This is a genomic window from Bifidobacterium biavatii DSM 23969, from assembly GCF_000741165.1.
GTDB classification, from domain to species: domain Bacteria; phylum Actinomycetota; class Actinomycetes; order Actinomycetales; family Bifidobacteriaceae; genus Bifidobacterium; species Bifidobacterium biavatii.
In genome coordinates, this window is sequence record NZ_JGYN01000004.1 from 65,664 (window position 1) to 84,812 (window position 19,149).

At 65.2% G+C, this 19,149-nt stretch carries 14 protein-coding genes; 8 read left to right on the forward strand and 6 right to left on the reverse strand.

The genetic code is table 11. The features are described 5' to 3' along the window. The first annotated feature begins 7 nt into the window (after positions 1-7). Entirely contained in the window at positions 8-421 is a 414-nt protein-coding gene (locus BBIA_RS01610) for a phage holin (protein ID WP_033493377.1), read from the forward strand. Then, entirely contained in the window at positions 418-1,158 is a 741-nt protein-coding gene (locus tag BBIA_RS01615; RefSeq protein ID WP_033493375.1) for an N-acetylmuramoyl-L-alanine amidase, read from the forward strand. Before BBIA_RS01610 ends, BBIA_RS01615 begins: the two co-directional genes overlap by 4 nt. 30 nt (positions 1,159-1,188) lie before the next feature. On the opposite strand, the gene BBIA_RS01620 is transcribed toward BBIA_RS01615, so the two are convergent. Both BBIA_RS01620 and BBIA_RS01625 read right to left on the reverse strand, forming a co-directional pair. Beyond that, the gene (locus BBIA_RS01620; RefSeq protein WP_238548400.1) at positions 1,189-1,974 is read right to left on the reverse strand and encodes a tyrosine-type recombinase/integrase; all 786 of its coding nucleotides are present in this window, start codon (positions 1,972-1,974) and stop codon (positions 1,189-1,191) included. 376 nt (positions 1,975-2,350) lie between these two features. After that, positions 2,351-4,897, reverse strand: coding sequence for a peptidase (locus tag BBIA_RS01625; RefSeq protein WP_152600519.1), 2,547 nt, complete (start codon positions 4,895-4,897; stop codon positions 2,351-2,353). 262 nt (positions 4,898-5,159) lie between these two features. On the opposite strand from BBIA_RS01625, the gene BBIA_RS01630 reads away from it, so the two are divergent. The 5 genes from BBIA_RS01630 to BBIA_RS01650 all read left to right on the forward strand — a co-directional run bounded on the left by BBIA_RS01630 (position 5,160) and on the right by BBIA_RS01650 (position 13,301). Continuing rightward, positions 5,160-7,436 carry an alpha-1,4-glucan--maltose-1-phosphate maltosyltransferase gene (locus BBIA_RS01630; protein WP_033493371.1) on the forward strand — a complete coding sequence of 759 codons (2,277 nt, stop codon included), beginning with the start codon at positions 5,160-5,162 and terminating at the stop codon, positions 7,434-7,436. Positions 7,437-7,467: 31 nt separating this feature from the next. Continuing rightward, positions 7,468-7,914, forward strand: a complete 447-nt coding sequence (locus BBIA_RS14085) for a hypothetical protein (RefSeq protein ID WP_152600518.1) — start codon at positions 7,468-7,470, stop codon at positions 7,912-7,914. 72 nt (positions 7,915-7,986) lie between these two features. Continuing rightward, positions 7,987-8,481: an inorganic diphosphatase gene (locus BBIA_RS01640; protein WP_033493367.1), complete on the forward strand. Its 495-nt coding sequence runs from the start codon at positions 7,987-7,989 to the stop codon at positions 8,479-8,481. Positions 8,482-8,651: 170 nt separating this feature from the next. Then, positions 8,652-11,459, forward strand: a complete 2,808-nt coding sequence (locus tag BBIA_RS01645; RefSeq protein ID WP_033493365.1) for a glycoside hydrolase family 2 protein — start codon at positions 8,652-8,654, stop codon at positions 11,457-11,459. A 69-nt stretch (positions 11,460-11,528) separates the two neighbouring features. Beyond that, on the forward strand, positions 11,529-13,301 hold the full coding sequence (locus BBIA_RS01650; protein WP_051923639.1) for a DUF2264 domain-containing protein: 1,773 nt from the start codon (positions 11,529-11,531) through the stop codon (positions 13,299-13,301). Positions 13,302-13,356: 55 nt separating this feature from the next. Here the strand turns inward: BBIA_RS01650 and BBIA_RS01655 are convergent, their stop codons facing one another. Both BBIA_RS01655 and BBIA_RS01660 read right to left on the reverse strand, forming a co-directional pair. Next, positions 13,357-14,535 carry a beta/alpha barrel domain-containing protein gene (locus BBIA_RS01655; RefSeq protein ID WP_033493363.1) on the reverse strand — a complete coding sequence of 393 codons (1,179 nt, stop codon included), beginning with the start codon at positions 14,533-14,535 and terminating at the stop codon, positions 13,357-13,359. Positions 14,536-14,637: 102 nt separating this feature from the next. Then, positions 14,638-15,948 (reverse strand): CPBP family intramembrane glutamic endopeptidase, encoded by a 1,311-nt coding sequence (locus BBIA_RS01660; RefSeq protein WP_081891829.1) that lies wholly within the window; start codon positions 15,946-15,948, stop codon positions 14,638-14,640. 126 nt (positions 15,949-16,074) lie between these two features. Here BBIA_RS01660 and BBIA_RS15030 point away from each other — a divergent pair, with 126 nt between their 5' ends. After that, positions 16,075-16,806, forward strand: coding sequence for a response regulator transcription factor (locus BBIA_RS15030; protein WP_160268223.1), 732 nt, complete (start codon positions 16,075-16,077; stop codon positions 16,804-16,806). Here BBIA_RS15030 and BBIA_RS13145 read toward each other — a convergent pair. After that, positions 16,803-18,296, reverse strand: a complete 1,494-nt coding sequence (locus BBIA_RS13145) for a sensor histidine kinase (RefSeq protein ID WP_051923640.1) — start codon at positions 18,294-18,296, stop codon at positions 16,803-16,805. The genes BBIA_RS15030 and BBIA_RS13145 overlap by 4 nt on opposite strands. After that, a complete protein-coding gene (locus BBIA_RS01675) occupies positions 18,296-19,063 on the reverse strand; it encodes a DUF805 domain-containing protein (RefSeq protein ID WP_035140949.1) in 768 nt (255 codons plus the stop codon). The genes BBIA_RS13145 and BBIA_RS01675 overlap by 1 nt, the downstream gene beginning before the upstream one ends. Positions 19,064-19,149 lie beyond the last annotated feature (86 nt).

Below are 19,149 nucleotides of genomic sequence, written 5' to 3' on the forward strand. Positions count from 1 at the left end.
CGAAATTATGAAACTGACCACGGAACGAATCAAATCGTTTGGAGTGCTGGCCGCGAGCCTTGTCACCACGGTTAACGCCGTGCTGGCCCTGATCGGCTGGAACCCGCTGCCGTTCGGCGATACCGAGGCGGGCGTGGCCGTGAGCCTTGCCCTGTCGGTGGGCGTGGACGTGTGGGCGTGGTGGCGGCAGAATGTCGTGACCCAAGCCGCCGCGATCGGTCACGACGTGACCGCGAACGAAAAGGCCGCCGCCCGGCAGATCACCGCCGACCACACGGAAACGGCCGTGTCCGCGCTTGTGAACGCGAACGCCGCCGCATCCGAACCGGTCGGACTCACCGACGGCGAGCTGAAGGCGATCACCGCGCAATGGCTTGCCGACATTAACGCGGCACAAGACAAGGAAGGCGGCACGGCGTGACCGATTACAGTGGAGCGACGTGGGTCGGCTCCCCGAACTACACGCCGGGCCGAGCCCAACCCGTCCAGTACATCGCGCTGCACGTCATGGCCGGATACTTGGCCGGCACCGACGCGACGTTCGGCCGTGCCGGCGGCGCGTCCAGCACCTACGGCGTGGGAGCCGTCGGCACGGTTCACCAGTACGTGAGCGAGGCCGACACCGCGTGGGCGGACGGCAACGGCAGTTACGGCAATTCCGCCAGTATCAGCATCGAGCACGAAGGCGGCATTACCGGCGCAGTAAACACGGACGCGTGCGTGGCCGCGTCCGCTCGACTGTGTGCCGACATCGCGCGCCGTTACGGCTGGACACGACTGGAGCACGGCAAGAACGTGCGATTGCATCGGGAAATCTACCCGTACTCGCATCCGGCTTGCCCGGACAAATGCCCGAACCCGCTGCGATGGCAAGAGATCATCGCGCAGGCCAACAACATACTCGCCACCGGTTCGCCGGACTATACGGAAGGAAATCTTTACGACATGGTCGCCGCGATCATTCAACCCAATGACGAAAGCCGTCTTGTTTACTGGGACGGCGCGCATATCCACAACCTCAGCCACCCGGACGAGGTGACGGCCATCAAGGACGCGTACAAGAAGGCCACCGGCACGGACATCGCCGTGTTCAAGCTCGGTTCCAAGACCGCGCCGTGGGCCACGCGCCTGTTCTCCGCCATGAAACGCATCTCATAAAAGCGAAAGGGCCCCATTCGGTCCATTTCGCTATGCCTGAAGCGTTACGGCCGCCATGGCCGCACGCAGATGACTGTCGGGCATGGCGACGTAGATCTGTGTCGTCTCGACGCTGGAATGTCCCAGTAGCTTGGCGACTAGGAACAGATCATGCGTCTGTTCGTACGTTTTCGTGGCGTACCGGTGGCGCAGCGAGTGACAGCCCCACCCGTCCGGCAGCAGGCCGGACACGTGCCGGTTCACGTACGACTGTTCGACATGGCCCGACCACCGGCCGGGAAACAGGTAGCCGCCGGCCGCCTGTATCAGGTCCGCCAGATCGTCCGGCAACGGCACTATCCGCTGCTTGTCGCCCTTGCCTGTCACTATCAGCGACCGGCCTAGCAGATCGTCCATCACGTCGCGCGAGTGGACGCGGGCTATCTCCCCGCGCCGCAACCCGCATTCGGCCGCGAGCCGGACCATGAGCCGTTCCGGCCCGGTGGCCCGGCGCAGCGCGTCCAGTATGTACCGGTCCGGGCACGGGCGCGGCTTCGGCGCGGCCTTGCGCACCTTCGGCAGATCGTCGGCCGGATTGTCCGCGCGCCGACCGGTGCGCTGCATCCAACGGAAGAACGACACCAGCGTCTTGCGGTAGGCCCGTCGCGTCTCGACCTTCCATTCCTGTGCGGCCATCCAGCGCGTGAGCTGTTCGGCCGTCACCGTCTCCGGAGGCTCCCCGACACGGCGGGCGATATATCCCAGCTTGTAGCGCCGGCAGCGGATAGTCTCTTCACTGAGACCGCCCGCCTTGAGCGAGTCAAGCCAGTCTTCCATAGGTTGCCGCCATTCGCCCGGCGGCTGGGCCTTTCTTCTATTTGCCATGGCGACATGTTCGCCTAGGCAGCTAAGTTAAAGACCGATAATCGGCGCAGCCGGTCATGGATTTGAACCATGTTCCTCTGGGGCCTGCCAAGGTTCCCAGAGGAACATGGTTCAAATCCATGCCCCGCTACTAATCGAAAGGCCGGAAATCGCAAGGTTTCCGGCCTTTTCGCGTTCTCGGGGTTATAGGCCAGATTGTGTGTCCGGCGGTCTAGTTGGTTGATGGCCGTTCGACGCGGGTGTGGAACCCGCCGTAGGCATGGAGCCCGGTTCCAGACCGCCATTAATGCGCGCACGGAAGTCGTTCCGGTCGGCGCATATACCGCCATCAGATTGGTCGGCGATGGGCCGCCATGAGCAGGGCGATTCCTCCGGCGAGCGCGACGCAGGCCACGGCCAGCGCGATACCGATGTCCGCGCCCGTATACGGCAGTGACGGTTCCGGTTCTTCCGACGGCGGGACTTCGACGGTCGGCGGTTCGGTCACGGTCACCACTTCCCCTTCGACGCCGAGTTCGTGGGTGACGAGCACGTCGCCTTCCGCAGAGAACACGGTGGCCCTCCAATATACGAACCCAGCGTCGGGCGAGCTGATCTCCGGGCTTGCGGCCGTCCACGTGCCAGTTGCAGCGGCATCGTCGCCGGCATCATCGGAACGCCCAGCTTCTTCTTCGCCAGCGATATCGGCAGCGTCCGTAGCATATCCGTCGTCCGAGGTCTCCGTATCGCGGTTCTCGTCGTCGTGCGTATCATCGTTCACTCCGATGTTCTGATCGTCATCCGGAATCGCATTGCCCTTGCGGACCGCAGCCGCCCCATCCACAACGCCGGCCGGCTGCGGCACCGAACGGGCTTCGTCGAGCAGTTTGTCGTTCACGCCGGGCAGTTCCCCTTCGGCGATCGCCTTGTAGGCGCTGAACGTCACGTACGCGCCGTCCGGCAGCGAACCACGGATCATCGCCACGTCGCGGAACGACTCCCCCACGGCGACCCGTTCGGGGTCGACCTGCGTCACCAACGTCAGCTCGACCGGCTCCTCCGTCGTCTCCGGCTCGTCCGGCGGCGTCTCCTCGTCCGGCGTGTCCGGCGGGGTCATAGGCGGCGATTCGCGCACGCGCGTGCGCTCCCACGCGTCGTCGTACGCGCTGAATGCGGCGGCCACGCGATCGTCTCCGGCGAAACTCCACACGAACACGTACCAGCCATGCGTTTCGGCCGTGATGTGCACCGCGTCGCCGTGCGCGTCCGGCTCGCCTCCTCCCACGCGAATCCGCCCGTTCACGGCCGGATAGTCCCACGTGCCGACGAGTCGGTGATGCTCGTCCTCGTCGGGCACCTGCGCGCCGGCCGGACGCCAGTCGTCGTCCTTGGACGGGTCGCTCGCATCTCCGGCCCACCATACGCTCACCTGCGCGTGCGCGCGATCCGCCCCTAGGCCGAGCGTTTTGTCACCGGCGAACGAACCGTGATCGTCGGGAAAACCACCGACGGTGATCGTGTCGCTCAGTTCGGCGCCCACCGTCGCTGAGTGCTCGGTAACGGTCGATTCGACCATGAGGTTCGACCTGTTCGCGTTGGTTTCGGCCGGGTCGAGGAACGGGGTGACGATGTCGTGCGTGAGATGTTCCCGTACGCGCTCGCTCTGCTCGTCCAGTTCGATGGCCCATACCCAGGTGCCGAACTTGCCGTCGCCCGGCGCCAGATACGGTTCGTCGCCGCCGAGTTCGGTCATCGCCTGCACGCGCACGGTTTGCCCGGACTCGGTGAATGTCGCCATGCCGTACGCGGCCGGCTCGTATCCGAATTCGGCGATGCGCTTCACGAACGCCTCCGCACGTTCGTTCTCGTCCGGCGCGAGATCATCGTCGACACGATCCGCGGGAATACCGGCGAAATACCATCCCGTCGCATTCAGCACTTCCCCGTCGAGCCAGTGGTTGCGTTCGCCGTCGAGCAGCACGGTCACGTCGTCGTATACGGCTTCGCCCGCATCCACTGTTCGGCTCGTAGTTTCGGTGACGATGCCGGGCGCGAAGTCCTTGCGCGCGGCGAACCTCACCGCGTCGCCACCCTGCTTCGTCATGCGTTCGGACAGGCGGATCAGATCCTGTGTGCCGGGCACCAGCTCCAACGCGGGCACGTCGTATGCCGGGGTCACGGTCACTTCGCCAGCTTCCGTCGCACGCCAGGCGTGTATAATCGGCTGGTCCGTCGTAACGCCGGAAATCGTCGCCTCGCCGTTTTCGACGAACACGGCCGGCCCGCTGAGCGTGACCGTGTACGCGACGCCGGCAACCGGCTCGTCGTACGCGTTGAGTATCTGCACGCTGACGTCGCCTTCGCGCACGCCCTTCGCATACGTTTGCTCGACGGTCGAATCAAGCGGCGCGTTGCGGCCGGCCTCCTCCCACAGTTCGTCGACGCGCGCGCCGATGTCGGGATATTCGGCGTAGATCACGTCACGGTGCATCTTCCACCGTTCCATGTTCACGTCGAAATGGTCGTGGACCAGCACGCCGATCGCGGCGAGTGTCAGACCGTCGCCCTGCGTATCGTATTCGTCCATCAGCCAGGCCAGTCTGCGCGCCGGGTCACTGTCGGCGATGAGCGTGGAGTCGCCGATGAAATAATTCACCGACTCCCCCACTTCGCTGCAGTAGTATCGCGCGCCGTTGTGCTTGTCGACCGCCGTCACGCCGACGATGATGCGTTTGTCGGCCTCCGGAGACGGATAGCCGAGATACGTTCCGGATTGTGGGCGGCCCAGCGCCGATGCGGCGATGGCCGTCATGCCCGTCAATCCGAGGACAAGCATGGTCGCCAACGCCGCCGTAATGGCGCATATCAGCTTCACCGCCTTGGTGCGAACCGTCATGATCATTCCCCTTCCTGTATCGACTTACGTTGTCGTCCCGTTCGGCCCACGTCGGCGCATACGGGATGCGAGCATCATGGCACAATTGCGCTGCGGATCGTCCGAATTTCGGACCATGTGGTCGAAAGGTCGCTTTGCCGGCGTGTTGTGGACAACTTTCGGCAAATTCACAGAAAAGTTATCCACATTTAACCGATTCAAGCTCAGAAACGGCGATTTTATGCACAAATTCGCTGTTCCACGTCACACGCACCACCCTAGAATGGGCCGTATGGAAAATGCACAGACTAGCGCTGAAGTTGAGCGCACCAGCAGCACCTCCACGACCTCCGCCCCCGCGACGAAGAAGTCTGACTCCGCCGAGAAGGCAACCAAAACCACCCGCACCCGCAAGACGACCGCAGGCAAGACCACGCGCACCCGCAAGGCGGCGGCCAAGCTTCCCTCCACCACGGCGGTCGGCGAAATGCCGGCGCAGACCCTGCCCGTCACCGAGCCCGGCCAGTTCGGCCGCGTCAACGTGCTGGACATCACCCCGGGCGAGGAGCGCGGCATCTATCCGGCCCGCGTCGAGCTCGGAGAGCCGTTCAAGGTCACGGCCCAGGTCTTCATCGAAGGCCGCACCAAGGTCGGCGCCACTCTGATCGTGCGCAACCCGCGCGGCAAGGAGATGGAACGCGTGCCGATGACCTGCGTGAACAAGGGCCTCGACCGTTGGTCCGCCGAGCTCAAGTGCGGCGAACGTTCCGACGTCAAACCGTGGGATCCCGAATTCGCGGCCGTCAAGCGTCAGCTCGGCGAGTGGACGGTCACCGTCGAGGGCTGGGAGGACACGTACGCCTCGTGGCTGCACGACGCGCGCATCAAGGTCAAGGTCAACGACGACGTGGAGAACGCGCTGGATTCCGGCGCCGAACTGCTCGCCCGCTGGGCCGTCGACAAGGATGCGAAGCTGAACGCGGAGGAGCGCAAGACGCTCAAGGAGGCCGCCAAGACGGCCGCCGACCGCACGCTCAGCCCCGAGGAGCGCCTCGCCGCCGCCGACAACGCCGCCATCGAGGCGCTGCACGAGACCAACCCGCTGCGTGACGGCATTTCGCCGAGCGAACCGCAGCGCTTCAAGGTCGAGCGTCCGACCTCCAGCTTCGCCGCATGGTATCAGTTCTTCCCGCGTTCCGAGGGCGCGTACGTCGATCAGGCGACTGGCAAGATCGTGCAGGGCACGCTCAAGACGGCCGTGTCCGGTCTTGAACGCGCAAAGGCCGAGGGCTTCGACGTCGTGTACCTGCCGCCGATCTTCCCGATCGGCGTGACGAACCGCAAGGGCCGCAACAACTCGCTCGTCGCAGGCCCTGACGATCCGGGCTCGCCGTTCGGCATCGGCTCGTCGTTCGGCGGCCACGACACCGTCGACCCGCTGCTCGGCACGATGGACGACTTCAAGTCGCTCGTCGCCAAGGCACACGAGCTGGGCCTCGAAATCGCGCTCGACTTCGCGCTGCAGTGCTCGCCCGACCACCCGTGGGTCAAGGCGCATCCGAACTGGTTCCGCACCAAGCCGGACGGCACGATCGCGTTCGCCGAGAACCCGCCGAAGAAGTATCAGGACATCTATCCGATCGACTTCAACGCCGACATGCCCGGCATCGAGAAGGAAGTCGAGCGGATCATGAACCTGTGGATCGAGGCGGGAGTGACGATCTTCCGCGTCGACAACCCGCACACCAAGCCGGTCCGCTTCTGGCAGGACGTGATCGCGGCCGTGACCAAGAAGCACCCGGAGGTGCTGTTCCTCGCCGAGGCGTTCACCCGCCCGGGCATGATGCGCGCGCTCAGCTACGTGGGCTTCACGCAATCGCACTGCTACTTCCCGTGGCGCAACACCAAGGAGGAACTCAGCGAGTACCTGCTCGAGACGAACGGCGACGACGGCTACTACCAGCACAACACGTTCTGGCCGACCACGCCGGACATCCTCACCGCCTACATCCGCGACAACGGCATCGCCGGCCACGCGGTGCGCGCGGTGCTTGCCGCCATGGGCTCCCCGAGCTGGGGCATCTACAACGGCTACGAGCTCATCGAGAACAAGCAGCGCCCGGGCTTCGAGGAGCAGATCGACAACGAGAAGTACGAGGTCAAGGTTCGCGACTGGGCCAAGGCCGACAAGTACGGCATCGCCGAGCTGCTCACGTCGCTGAACCGCATCCGTCGTGAGCACAAGGCCGCGTTCGGCTACCACAATGTGACGCTGCTGCGTTCCAACGACCCGTCGATCCTCGCGTTCGCCCGTCACACGCCGGCCGAACTGACCGGCACCGGCAAGGCGGAGACGCTGATCGTCGTCGTGAACCTCGACGGCCACAACGCGCACCAGGACGAGATCCACTTCGAGATGCCTGACTTCGACGTTGACCCGGCCAAGGGCGCGCATCTGCGCGACGAGCTGACCGGCCGCGAATTCGACTGGAAGTGGGACAACTTCGTCTCGCTGGCCCCGTGGGCCGACGTGGCGCACATCTTCACCGTCGTGCGCTAGTCGTTTTCGGCAAGCGGCATAACCCGGCAACATGAAAGGGCTTCCTGCCACTGCAGGGAGCCCTTTTCCGTCTCTTCGGCTTTTCCGCTCGTCCGGCCAGTCGGATCATCCCGACCGATACACTGGAATCACCGAGGAAAGGGCCTCCCATGAAGCACAGGAAAACCATCATGGCACTGACATCGGCGGCAGTGCTGATCATCTGGGCGATCTGCGTCTCCACTTTTTTCATACCCCGCACACTCCCTCTCTGCCGGAAGGATACGTGAACGATGTGATCTCATCCAAGGGCATCGACAACGTATCGTGGGACGATTTCAATCAGTATCCGCATCAGGACGTGGGCAGCGGCAACTACGTTTATCGATACGATCTGCCCGACGACACCCACCTGCTCATCAGCGGTCCGAATCTCGATGATCCGCCCATGTCCGTCACTTTCATCGGCACGGACGGCACCGAAATCAAGCTGAAATGACTCGCGCCGCATCCGGCAAACGCGGTATTGTGGTGCATGTCAATACAACTGTCGATTCTCAAGGAGAACAACATGGCAGAAACCTTCAACGTCGTGGTCGAGATTCCGCGCGGTTCCAAGAACAAGTACGAAGTGGATCAGGAGACCGGCCGCGTCTTCCTCGACCGCGAGCTGTTCACCGCGATGGGTTACCCGGATGACTACGGCTACATCGAGGGCACGCTGGGCGAGGACGGCGATCCGCTGGACGCGCTCGTGATGGTCAAGAACTCCGTGTTCCCGGGCTGCGTCATCGAGTGCCGCGCCGTCGGTCTGTACCACATGGAGGACGAAGAGGGCGGCGACGACAAGGTGCTGTGCGTGCCGGCCGATGTCCGTTACGACGGCATCAAGGACGTCAAGGACGTCAACGAGTACCACCTCGCCGAAATCAAGCACTTCTTCGAGCAGTACAAGGCCCTCGAGCCGGGCAAGGAAGTCAAGCCGGGCGACTACTGGACCGGTGCGGACGTGGCCGAAAAGGAAATCAAGGAGGCGCGCGAGCGCCTCGCCGCTTCGCAGAAGTGAGTCGCGAGTCGGCGATCGTCGTTTGACGCGGATCGCCGGCAACGCTTAGGGGATTCTTCCGCATATGGGAGAATCCCCTTTTTTTCGTTGCCTTCCGCCTGTCATCCGCAAGGCGATCCGCGTACAATAATCGGATGTATAACGATACATAAAACGAAGGGGTTCATCCGATGACGCATATCATCCCGCTTGCACAGACCGAAGTCAGTCATTATCACGTCCGAGACGCCGGCGGCACCGCGGCACTCAACCACGGGCCGGAACGCATGGTCGTCGACCTTGCCGACCTCGGCTGGCGGTTCACCTGCGGGCACGGGGATGAGGGTATCCTCGCCCCGTCCGTCGCCGCCGCGACGGGCTTCGATGATTCCGGCTGGGAGCCCGTCACCCTCCCCCACACCTGGAACGCGCGCGATACCAACGACGGCGTGCGCGGCAACATGAACCGCACGGTCGGCTGGTATCGCGCGCATCTACATGTCGCCGCCACCACGGACGCTGGCCGGGCCACCGTCATCAAGCCCGCAACGATCGCCGCCTCCCCCGACCGCCGCACGTACCTCGAATTCGACGGCGTGAACTCAATCACGTCGCTGTACGTGAACGGCCACGCGCTCGCCCCGCTCGGATCAGATCCGCAGGACACCGCACGCGACACCGGCGATCCGGCGCATCTCGGCGGCTACGCGATGTTCCGCTTCGACCTGACCGACGCACTGCACGAGGGCGACAACGTGATCGCCGTGCGCGTCGACAATCGCCGCGACCTGCGCGTCGCCCCGCTGTTCGCCGACTTCAACTTCTACGGCGGCATCTATCGTCCAGCCAGGCTCGTCCAGACCTCCGACGTGCATCTCGCGCTCGACGATCACGGCGCGCCCGGACTGCGCGTCGTCACGCCGAACGCGGGCCGCAGCGAGTCGATCGAACGGCCCGAGCATCTCGGTCTGACGGAAGTCCACGCGGACATCGTCAACGATTCCGATCGCGAGCGCCGCATTTCCGTCCGCACGACGATCGTCGCGCCGGGCAGTGCGACGGCTGCATCCGTCAGTGCAACAGGCACGCCCGACGACGCGCACTCCGCGACCGTCGCCGACAACGTCACTGACATCACGCTCGCGCCGCACGAACGCCAGCACGTCACGGTCACGCTGGAGGTCGCCGAACCGCATCTGTGGCAGCCGATCGACTACTCGCGCGGTGCGACGAACAGCGACGTCGCGTACCAGTACAACGTGCGCATGGTGCTCGCCGATCAGGACGCGCTCGAGGAAGCTCACGGAACCGCCCCGCTCGACTCGGTGAGCGAGAAGGTCGGCTACCGCTGGTTCCACGTGAGCCAGAACGACGGCTTCTTCATCAACGGCCGGTCGCACCCGCTGCGTGGCGTCACGCGTCATCAGGACCGCGAGAATCTCGGCAACGCGCTGCACGACGCGCAGCATCTCGAGGATTTCACGCTCATACTCGAGATGGGCGTGAACTACCTGCGCCTCGCGCACTATCCGCACGCGAACTACTTCTACGACCTGTGCGACGCGAATGGCGTGATCGTGTGGGCGGAGATCCCGTTCATCGACTGGGTGGGCGAGGACGAGCGCTTCGCGGACGTGACCAAGGAGCAGCTGGTCGAGCTGATCCGCCAGCAGGGCAACCGCCCCTCGATCTGCTTCTGGGGCTTGCAGAACGAGGTCGGCAACCACAACACCGCAAACCAGTGGATCGCCATGCCGCAGCTGTCGCGCGAATTGAACGATCTCGCGCACGCGGAGGACGCGACCCGCTACACCACGCAGGCCGCCGATCAGGACGAGACCGCCAGCGAGCGCGACGACTGGGCGAGCGACATCATCTCGTGGAACATGTATCCGGGCTGGTATTCGCAGCCCGGCTTCGGCGCGCTCATCGAGCAGAAACGTTCGATCGAACGCCGCCCGCTGGGCCTGTCGGAGTACGGCACGGGCGCGAGCATCGACCAGCACGAGCTGCATCCGAACGCGCACAAGACCCGTCCGAACAGTTACTGGCAGCCGGAGGAATACCAGTCGCAGCAGCATGAGGAGGCGCTGGCGTACATCAACGCGCACGACTGGCTGTGGTCGACGTCGCTGTGGAACATGTTCGATTTCGGCGTGGATCACCGGCCAAGCGAGGCGGGGCGGTTCGAGATCAACAACAAGGGTCTCGTGACGTGGAACCGTCGCGTGAAGAAGGACGCGTTCTACCTGCACAAGGCGAACTGGAACCGGCTCGATCCGTTCGTGTACATCGCGTCGCGGCGGTACACGGCACGCGCGGAGGGACCGAGCACGGTGCGCGTGTATTCGAATCTCGACCGCGTGTGGCTGCGCGTCGCGCATGACGGCGGCGCGCAGGTCGCGTACGATGCGGTCGCGCAGGGCAACGGCGTGTTCACCGTGGACGGGCTGCTGGATGAGCCGGGCACGTACACGATCTGGGCGTACGGCGCGTACGACGACGGCACTGCCGGCACGACCGGCGCGCACGATGCAGCCGACGCAACTGACACGCACGACGACGCAGCCGGCGCGCCCGACGATGCGACGGTCTGGGCCGATCAGGTGATCTGGACGCGGCTGGCGGACGACGACCGCGTGGACGGCGGACAGTTGGCCAAGACGCTGATCGACGCGGCCGACAGCACGGCCGTCGACGGCGACGCGACCGACGCCGACGGCCGTGCGCGCGTCACCGGCACGGTGATCCCGTGGTCGCTGTGGGCCCGCCCGGACAGCGGTTTCGCGCTCGACCGCGAGAACCGCCGCATGGTCGCCGAGCGTCCGCTGCACGACATCACGCCCGAACAGTGGCGCGCCGCATTCTCCTTCAATGGCTCCGGCACGATCGACTTCTACGCGACGCTGCCGACCGGCCTGACCCCGGCCGACAAGGCCGTCGTCACCGCGCCGGACGGCACGCAGACCGTGTTCACCGTCGAAGAACGCGCCGACTGAACACGCAAACGCCGCACCCCTCCCATCCGCACCGGACGCAACACCATCATCCAGAAATCAGGCATACCAATGAGTCCCCGTCAACTGCACATCACCGTCGACGACTTCGGCACCCGCGATCGCGCGTGCGCCGTGCTCAAACGCATCATCGACCCGGTCAAACCGTTCTACTCGCCTTCCGGCGCACGTCTCGACATCGGTTCGACCAGCACGTGGTACGAAAACGACACCATTCCCATGGAGGCGTTCTCGCGCGTGCTGTGGGGACTCACCCCGTTCTGGGCCGGCGGCGGCCACGACGCCGACTTCGAGCGCATCGTGCACGACGGCCTGACCGCCGGCACCGATCCAAACCATCCCGACTACTGGCATCCTTGCCACGACTACGACCAGAAGTTCTGCGAAATGGCGTCGATCGCATTCAGCATGCTGTTCGCACCCGCGCAGGTGTGGGATCCGCTCGGCGACGAGGCGAAACGCAACCTCGCCGACTGGCTCAACGAGATCAACCGTCACCGTTGCCTGTCCAGTAACTGGACGTTCTTCCGCATCATCGCCAACGTGGCGCTGCTCAAGCGCGGCATGCCGTATGATGCCGCGAAACTCAAGGCCGGAGTCGAGTTCATCAACAGTCTGTACGACCGCGGCGGCTGGTATTCGGACGGCGTGAACGGCGACAAGGACTACTACAACCCGTTCGTATTGGTGACGTTCGGCGTGCTCTACGCGCTGTTCATGGCCGACGAGGATCCGGACAACGCGCGCCAGTTCCGTGAACGCGCCTACGAGTTCGGTCGCGACTACATCCACTGGTTCTCGCCGAGCGGTCCTTCTCCCGCATTCGGCCGTTCGCAGATCTACCGGTTCGCGCAGGTCGCGTTCTTCTCCGCGTGCGTGGTCGCCGGCATCGATGTGTTCCCGCTGCCGGTGCTCAAGGGCATCATCGCCCGGCATCTGGTGGATTGGCTGAATCGCCCGATTTTCGACAATGCAGGCGTGCTCACCATCGGCTACGGATACCCGAACCTGCGCATGCAGGAGTCGTACAACGCGCCGGGCTCGCCGTATTGGGGGCTCGAGGCGTTCCTGTTCCTCGCGTTGCCGGCCGATCACGAGTTCTGGCGGGTGCCGGCAGCGCCGATGCCGCAGCTGGAGCCGCGGCATTACAGCGAGGCGACGCGCACGATCGTCCAACGCGGGTCGGACGGCGACGTGGTGCTGCTGACGCCGGGGCTGGTCGGCGCGGACCGTCACGCGCACGATATCGACAAGTATTCGAAGTTCGCGTATTCGAGCGCGTTCGGATTCTCGGTGGCGCATTCGATGATGAGCGTGCGCGAGAACGCGCCCGACAGCATGCTTGCGTTCCGCATCGACGGATTTGTGTACTGCAAGGGCGTCGCCGAGCTGCTGCGCGCGGATTCCCGTGGGTTTGCGATTCGTTGGTCGCCGTGCCGCGGCGTGCGGGTCGAAACGACGGTGGAAGCGACCGAACACGGTCACGTGCGCACGCATCGGATCATGTCGGACGTGGACTGCACCGCATACGACTGCGGTTTTGCGGTGAACAACGACGATCTGCGGCGGCCGACGCGGACGGTTGGGGGTGCGCACGCGCGGTGCGATTGCGACGGGCTGTTCTGCAGCGTCACCGCGCTGGCGGACGGTCCGGACGACCGTGACGGCGCGGACGGCGCGGATCGGCAGCCGAAACCGCTGATCATCGAAGCGGATCCGAACACGAATCTGGTGCACCCGAAAACCGTCATTCCGGCGATCGAATACGCCATCACGGCAGGAAGGCCGGTCACCGTCCGCACGGCCTTCGACTACCTGCCGTAACGCCATAACGCTTCGATACGCCGCTGCCGCCGCGGCGCACGTCATGCATCGGGATTCAGCGTGCGGCCTTGATCTTGCGGGCGAGATCGGCGTCCCACATGGCGCCGGTGGCGCTCATGACCGCGTCGGCGCCGGCTGCGCGGTACGCGGCGTAATCCTCGGGCGATACCACGCCGCCGAGTCCGACGATCGTGTAGTCGAGGTCGAGCTTCTCGCGGATCGCAGCCAGACGGGCCACCATGTCGAGACCGGCGCGACGGATCGCGCGGCCGCACACGCCGCTGCGGTCGCGGCCGGCGCCCGGCAGCGCCTGCTCGCCGTTCGCGTCGACCAGTCGTGCGGAAATCGTGTTGATCGCGGAGAACGCCTGCACCGTGCCGCGCGCGGCGGTTTCGCGCACCATGAACTCGAGCGCGGAATCGTCGACGATCGTGCGCTCCGGACCCCAGCCGCCGGTCACTTCGGTCGGCGGGATGTACGCGAGCTTGATGGCAAGCGCGCGGTCGCCGATCTCGTTCTTCACGGCCTCGGTGATGCGGCCAACCAGCGCCGGATCGTGGCACAGCAGGCGGTTGTGACCCTCGTTCGGACAGCTCGTGTTCATAACCATCAGGTCGGCGCCGGTTTCGGTGACGAGCCGCGCGGTGGCGACGTGGTCGGCGATGTAGTCGTCGGTGGTCATGCCTTCCACGCGCGAGCCTTGGAAGCTCGGGATAAGCAGCTGGCCCGGACCGGCGGCCTCGATGGCGCGCTTCATGTCGGGCTGCCATTCGTCCGGGTCACGCGAGGGCACGCCGAACGAGTTGGAAATGGAGATCGGCTGCTCGTAGCGGGTGTCGGCGAGTACGCCCTCGTCGAGTTCGGCACTGCCGGGGATGAGCGAGCCGTCGGCGGATTGCGGATGCACGGCAAGCACGTTCGGGAACGGGTTGCAGCCCCACGCGCGCGAGCGCACGGTTTTGTAGGTGGCGAGGTCGAAGCCGGCGCGGAACGCGGCCGTGGTGAACCGTTCGTTGAGCAGCGGGCCGGCGGGGATGCCAAACGGCAGGTTGACCTTGTGGCCGAGGAAGTCGACGGCGGTTTCGTCGACGGCCGCCGCGCCGGCAGCACCGGCACCCGCGCCGGTCTCGCCCGCATCCGCCGCAAGCGCCGCGGCGAACGCGCCGAACGGGCCTTTCGCGTAATTGTCGTCGTAGCTCAGGTTCACATCGTAGAACGGTTCGAAATCGCTCATGGCACTCCCAACGTCAGGCAAACAGCGTGCGGAAAATCGGTCCATTCCACTGTAAGACAAGCCGTCCTCCGCACACGCCCAGCCCGGCCGCCGATCACGCGATCATGCGGCGCCGGCCATCGCCATCGCGAACGAGATGAGCGCGATCAGCACGTTCAGGATCACCAGCGTGAGGAACAGGCCGGACGTCCAGCCCCAGTACGTGCCGGGCGCGGACCGGTTGACGCGCACGTACTCGCGCAAACCCCAGCCGTACTTGAGCAGCACCCAGATCAGGCCGCCCACGCCGACGATCACCAGACACACCGCATACACGACGTTGCCCGTATCGCCGAAGCTGCCGGCGATCGCACTGAACACGCCACCGATGACCGCATTGTTGAACACGTGCAACGCGATCGACCACACCAGCGAATACTCCATCGCAACGAACGCGAAGATCAGTCCGCACGCAAACGCGAACAGGCCCTGCACCACGTCGTCGTGGAACAGCGCGAACATGAGCGACGAGGTGAGGATCGCGAAATTCCTGCCGAGCGGTTTGAGCTCCTTCATCACCACGCCGCGGAACACGAGTTCCTCGATGACCGGCCCGATCAGGCCGATGTACAGCCACATGCTCACCGTGACGGCCGACTCGGCGATGCCCTCCGACGTGGGCGACGCCAGCGGCGTGCCGAGCGCGGCGAACGCAACCTGAATGAGAATGGATACGCCTTGCACGCCTACGAGCATCGCGGCGAACGCGAGCAGCCACGCAGGTCGCATGGCGGCATGCGGCTCGTGCGGATCGCCGGTCCAGAACGCGCGCGTGAGGATCGTTCGATGCCGCATGAGCAGCATGAACGCGAAACCGACCGCAACGGCCAGCAGGTACAGCACGCCGGTCCATTGCACGGTCTGCCGGGCGACTTCCTGCTCGAATTGGGACAGTTCCTGCTCGGAGAACATGCCGGACGTGGCTTGCGAACCGTAGCGGGACGCGGCCGCGGCGAGGCCGATCACCATGCCCGCGATCAGGCTCGTGGCGGTGAATATGGCCTGATACGCGAGCGCGAGGCCGGCGACTCGGCCGACCGACTTGCGTAGAGTGCGGCGGCGGACCGTTTCCGGGTCGACCGGCGGTTGCGGCGGGTAGGCGTAAGGATACGGCTGGTACTGATACGGCTGGTATGGCTGATACTGCGGCCACTGTTGTTGGGGATACTGCGGTTGCGGTTGAGGCTGCTGATAGTGCTGCCCGGACTGCGACGGAGAACCGGCAGAGTACGGCTGGTATTGCGGATACGGTGGCTGCGGTTGCGGATATGGGCTTGGCTGTTGCGGCTGGGTTTGAGGCTGCGACGATTCCGGCTGCGTCGGCTGCGACGAAGCGCCGGAATCAGGCTGAGGCTGAGATTCGTTGGTACTCATGCCGTTCAGGCTACCCGCCGTTGCTGAACGAATCGTGACGATATCCACACGCGTCTACCAGCGGACATTCATGGACCGTCCAAGCAATGACAATAAGACGAACCGCGAACCATTAGGATGGGATTCATGGTCGAAGCACAAGGGGCCGCACGCGGGCCGGTGACGGTTGCGGCGGTGGACAACGATCGCATGGCACTGCTGGCGTTGAAGGGGATCATGCCGCAGCTGCTGCCGGAGTCGCGGTGGCTGTGGGGCGTGGAAACCGCGGACGAGGCGGTGCGCAGGGCGCTTGATCCGGACGCGCAACCGCAGGTGCTGTTGGTGGACATGTCGCTTGGCGACGCGACCGGCGTGAGCGTGTGCCGCATGATCCGGCAACGCACCGACCGGGTGGCGCTGCTCGCCATCACCGCGTTCTCGACGGACGCGTATGCGCGTCGCGCGGCCGAGGCGGGCGCGCGGGGCATCGTGTCGAAGGCGGACATTCCCCAGTTGGCCAAGGCGTTGCGCACGGTGGCGGCCGGCGGGACCTTTGCCCCGCCGCAGTGCGCAGGCATGTTCCGCACCGCCGATGCCACGGGAACCGTTACGGGAACCGCTGCCATTTCGACCGCGCCCGAAGAGACCCCCACGCTCGGCACCGAGGCCAACGCCGATGCCAACGCCGGGAGCCGTCCCAAGCTCGGCGCCAAAGAAGCCGAAACCCTGCATCTCCTGTCGCAGGGACTCAGCTACGACGAGATCGCCTCGCGTTGGGGCGTGGCCGCTTCGACCGTGCGCACGCACGCGCACCGGGCGGTCGACAAGCTCGGCGCCCATTCCCTCGCCCACGCCATCGCGATCTGGTTAAGCCGCTAGCTGACCGCAAGCGGAATTTCGGCGCTGAGCGTCCATGCGCCGTCCTGCGCACTGGCGTGCAGCATGCCGCCAAGCGCCTCGATGGACGCGCGATGGAGACCAAGACCGCTGCCATGCCGGTGACCGTGCGTCAAGGAGTCGGATTCGTCCGCAAGCGTGTTGACCTCGTTGATGCGAATGTGCCGATCGTCGATGGCGACGAACAGATGGTACGCGGCATCCGCCCGCATCGTGCAATGCCGCACCAGATTCGCGTAGATTTCCTCCAGCAGGTTCATCGTCACCCGTCGCACGGCTGGCGACACCGTCTGCGAGCCCGTGCAACGCACTTGGGATACGCCCCGAATGCCCAGCATGGTCATCGTGCGGTCCTGATCCTCGACGTATTTCTCCAGTTGCACACCGAATGGAGATTCCGCGCTCGCACCATACGCGGTCATCACTTTGGACGGGTCCGACTTCGTCATAAGGTCCCGCTCGCCGTTGAGCACGTCGATCACTTCATGCACGCGATCGAGCGCATGGTGCGACCGTTCGTAGATGGTGTCGAGCATCGTGTCAAGGTCTTCGGCATCAGCAATGCCCGAGACGGTTGGAACATCTGCAACGCCTGAAACGTTCGAAGGGTTCGGCGACTCCGCGGAATCGTCCGTCGTCCCGGCACGGAGTTCAGACGTCATCGGAGTCTGAGCCGCGACCGCGGCTTTCGCCCGCCACGCGAGCATGGCGATGGTGGACATGTCGTTGGCCACCGAATCGTGGATCATGTGCGCGAGCTCCTGTTCGCGCGTGATGCGGCGCAGCAGCCGCTCGCTGCGCGCGGCCCGCTCGTTCGCTTCGGCGGTGCGCCGGAACACCGCGCCGAACGTGACGAGGAAGCCGACGATCATCAGGTCGAGCGCGAACGTGAACACGAGCACGATGATCGAATACTGCGGCAACGCGACTGCAACGGCTTGTCTCCGCGCCTCGGCGCCGCCAGTCGCCGCATCGTCGGCGACGATGTCGTTGATCGCGCCGATGGCGCCGCGGATGACGCGGCCGCCGATCGAATTGGTTCCGGCGAACGAGAAGCCGACCGCGTCGAGCGTCGCGTAGCCGAGCACCGCCGCGACCGCGCCCCACCGCGGCAGCAGATAGCCGACGGCGAGAAACGCGGTCATGATCGCCGTGCCGCCGCTGGTCCACCAGCCTTGGCCGGGCAGGAGCGAACAACCGGCTACGACGGCCTGCAGCGCGATCGCGTATGGCACGCCGCGCATGAACGGGATTGCCGAGACCAGTCCTAGCCATGCGAGCGCGAGCAGCATCTGCATCGGCGAATCGGGCGGCAGGACGATGAGTTCGAGCACGATCAGGGCGCAGCCGAAGATCGTGTTCTTCTCGAGAAAGTGCGGTTCGCGCCACCACGCACGCCGTTCGGCGAGCGGATTGTCGCCGCGCGACGAATCGTCGTCATGCGGACGGTTGCAGTCAGCCGGACCGGTCATCACGCCTCCCCGCGGGCCGTATCGGACACCGCTGGCGGCCGGTCGAATCGCGCGCCGCGCGGGTCGCTGGGCAGGATCATGAGCAGCACCGACGCAAGCAAGGCCAGCAACAGCATGCCGAGCATGGTCAGCGTGGCCACGACGGTCACCTGCAGCGAACCGTCGTCACCCCCGGCGTATCCGTCGATCATGCCGCCGACGAACAGCACCGCGAAAAACGACGTGAACGCGCCGAGCTGCAGCGCGGTGGGCAGAATCACCCACCATCCGCGCAGGTTCTCGTCGTGCAGCCGGCGCACGGACAGCGACAGGTCAGGCAGAAACAGCAGCAGCCAGCAGACGAGCTGCGCCACGGTTCCCGCGTCGTCCCAGACCGCGGTCCCGACGCCGGCCCACAGCATGGCGACGCTTGCGATCGCGATGCAGACCGCCTGCACGAGCATGCCGAACAGCCACGCCCACCAGTATTCGCCGCGCGACGCACACCCGTGGAACACGAACGTCTTGCGGAACATCCGCACGGTCGCCGCGCGGAAACCGATCCCGTACCACGGTTCCCACAGCGCGGGGCGTCGCGCGTCCGACGCCGATGCCCCGACCCGTTGCGACTGGGCGTACTGGGCATATGTCACGTACGGATTCGCCGCGTACGGATTTCCGGACGCTGGATTGTCGAACGGCGCCGACGATGGCTCAGACGCCGCCGATGATTCAGACGGCGTCGCCGGCGGGCGTTGCCCCGGCGGGAACATGTTGGACTCGGTCACGGGATCTCCCTTGCTCACGGTCTCCACTCAACCCCATTCCCGCCGATTCGTCCAGTCCGCCTCGCCTCCCGGTCAACAAGCGTGTA

Excerpts from the sequence above, each read along its gene's own strand:
- BBIA_RS01610 (WP_033493377.1), top strand. The coding sequence starts at position 8 with ATGAAACTGACCACGGAACGAATCAAATCGTTTGGAGTGCTGGCCGCG.
- BBIA_RS01620 (WP_238548400.1), bottom strand. The coding sequence starts at position 1,974 with ATGGAAGACTGGCTTGACTCGCTCAAGGCGGGCGGTCTCAGTGAAGAG.
- BBIA_RS01625 (WP_152600519.1), bottom strand. The coding sequence starts at position 4,897 with ATGACGGTTCGCACCAAGGCGGTGAAGCTGATATGCGCCATTACGGCG.
- BBIA_RS01630 (WP_033493371.1), top strand. The coding sequence starts at position 5,160 with ATGGGCCGTATGGAAAATGCACAGACTAGCGCTGAAGTTGAGCGCACC.
- BBIA_RS14085 (WP_152600518.1), top strand. The coding sequence starts at position 7,468 with ATGAAAGGGCTTCCTGCCACTGCAGGGAGCCCTTTTCCGTCTCTTCGG.
- BBIA_RS01640 (WP_033493367.1), top strand. The coding sequence starts at position 7,987 with ATGGCAGAAACCTTCAACGTCGTGGTCGAGATTCCGCGCGGTTCCAAG.
- BBIA_RS01645 (WP_033493365.1), top strand. The coding sequence starts at position 8,652 with ATGACGCATATCATCCCGCTTGCACAGACCGAAGTCAGTCATTATCAC.
- BBIA_RS01650 (WP_051923639.1), top strand. The coding sequence starts at position 11,529 with ATGAGTCCCCGTCAACTGCACATCACCGTCGACGACTTCGGCACCCGC.
- BBIA_RS01655 (WP_033493363.1), bottom strand. The coding sequence starts at position 14,535 with ATGAGCGATTTCGAACCGTTCTACGATGTGAACCTGAGCTACGACGAC.
- BBIA_RS01660 (WP_081891829.1), bottom strand. The coding sequence starts at position 15,948 with ATGAGTACCAACGAATCTCAGCCTCAGCCTGATTCCGGCGCTTCGTCG.
- BBIA_RS15030 (WP_160268223.1), top strand. The coding sequence starts at position 16,075 with ATGGTCGAAGCACAAGGGGCCGCACGCGGGCCGGTGACGGTTGCGGCG.
- BBIA_RS13145 (WP_051923640.1), bottom strand. The coding sequence starts at position 18,296 with ATGACCGGTCCGGCTGACTGCAACCGTCCGCATGACGACGATTCGTCG.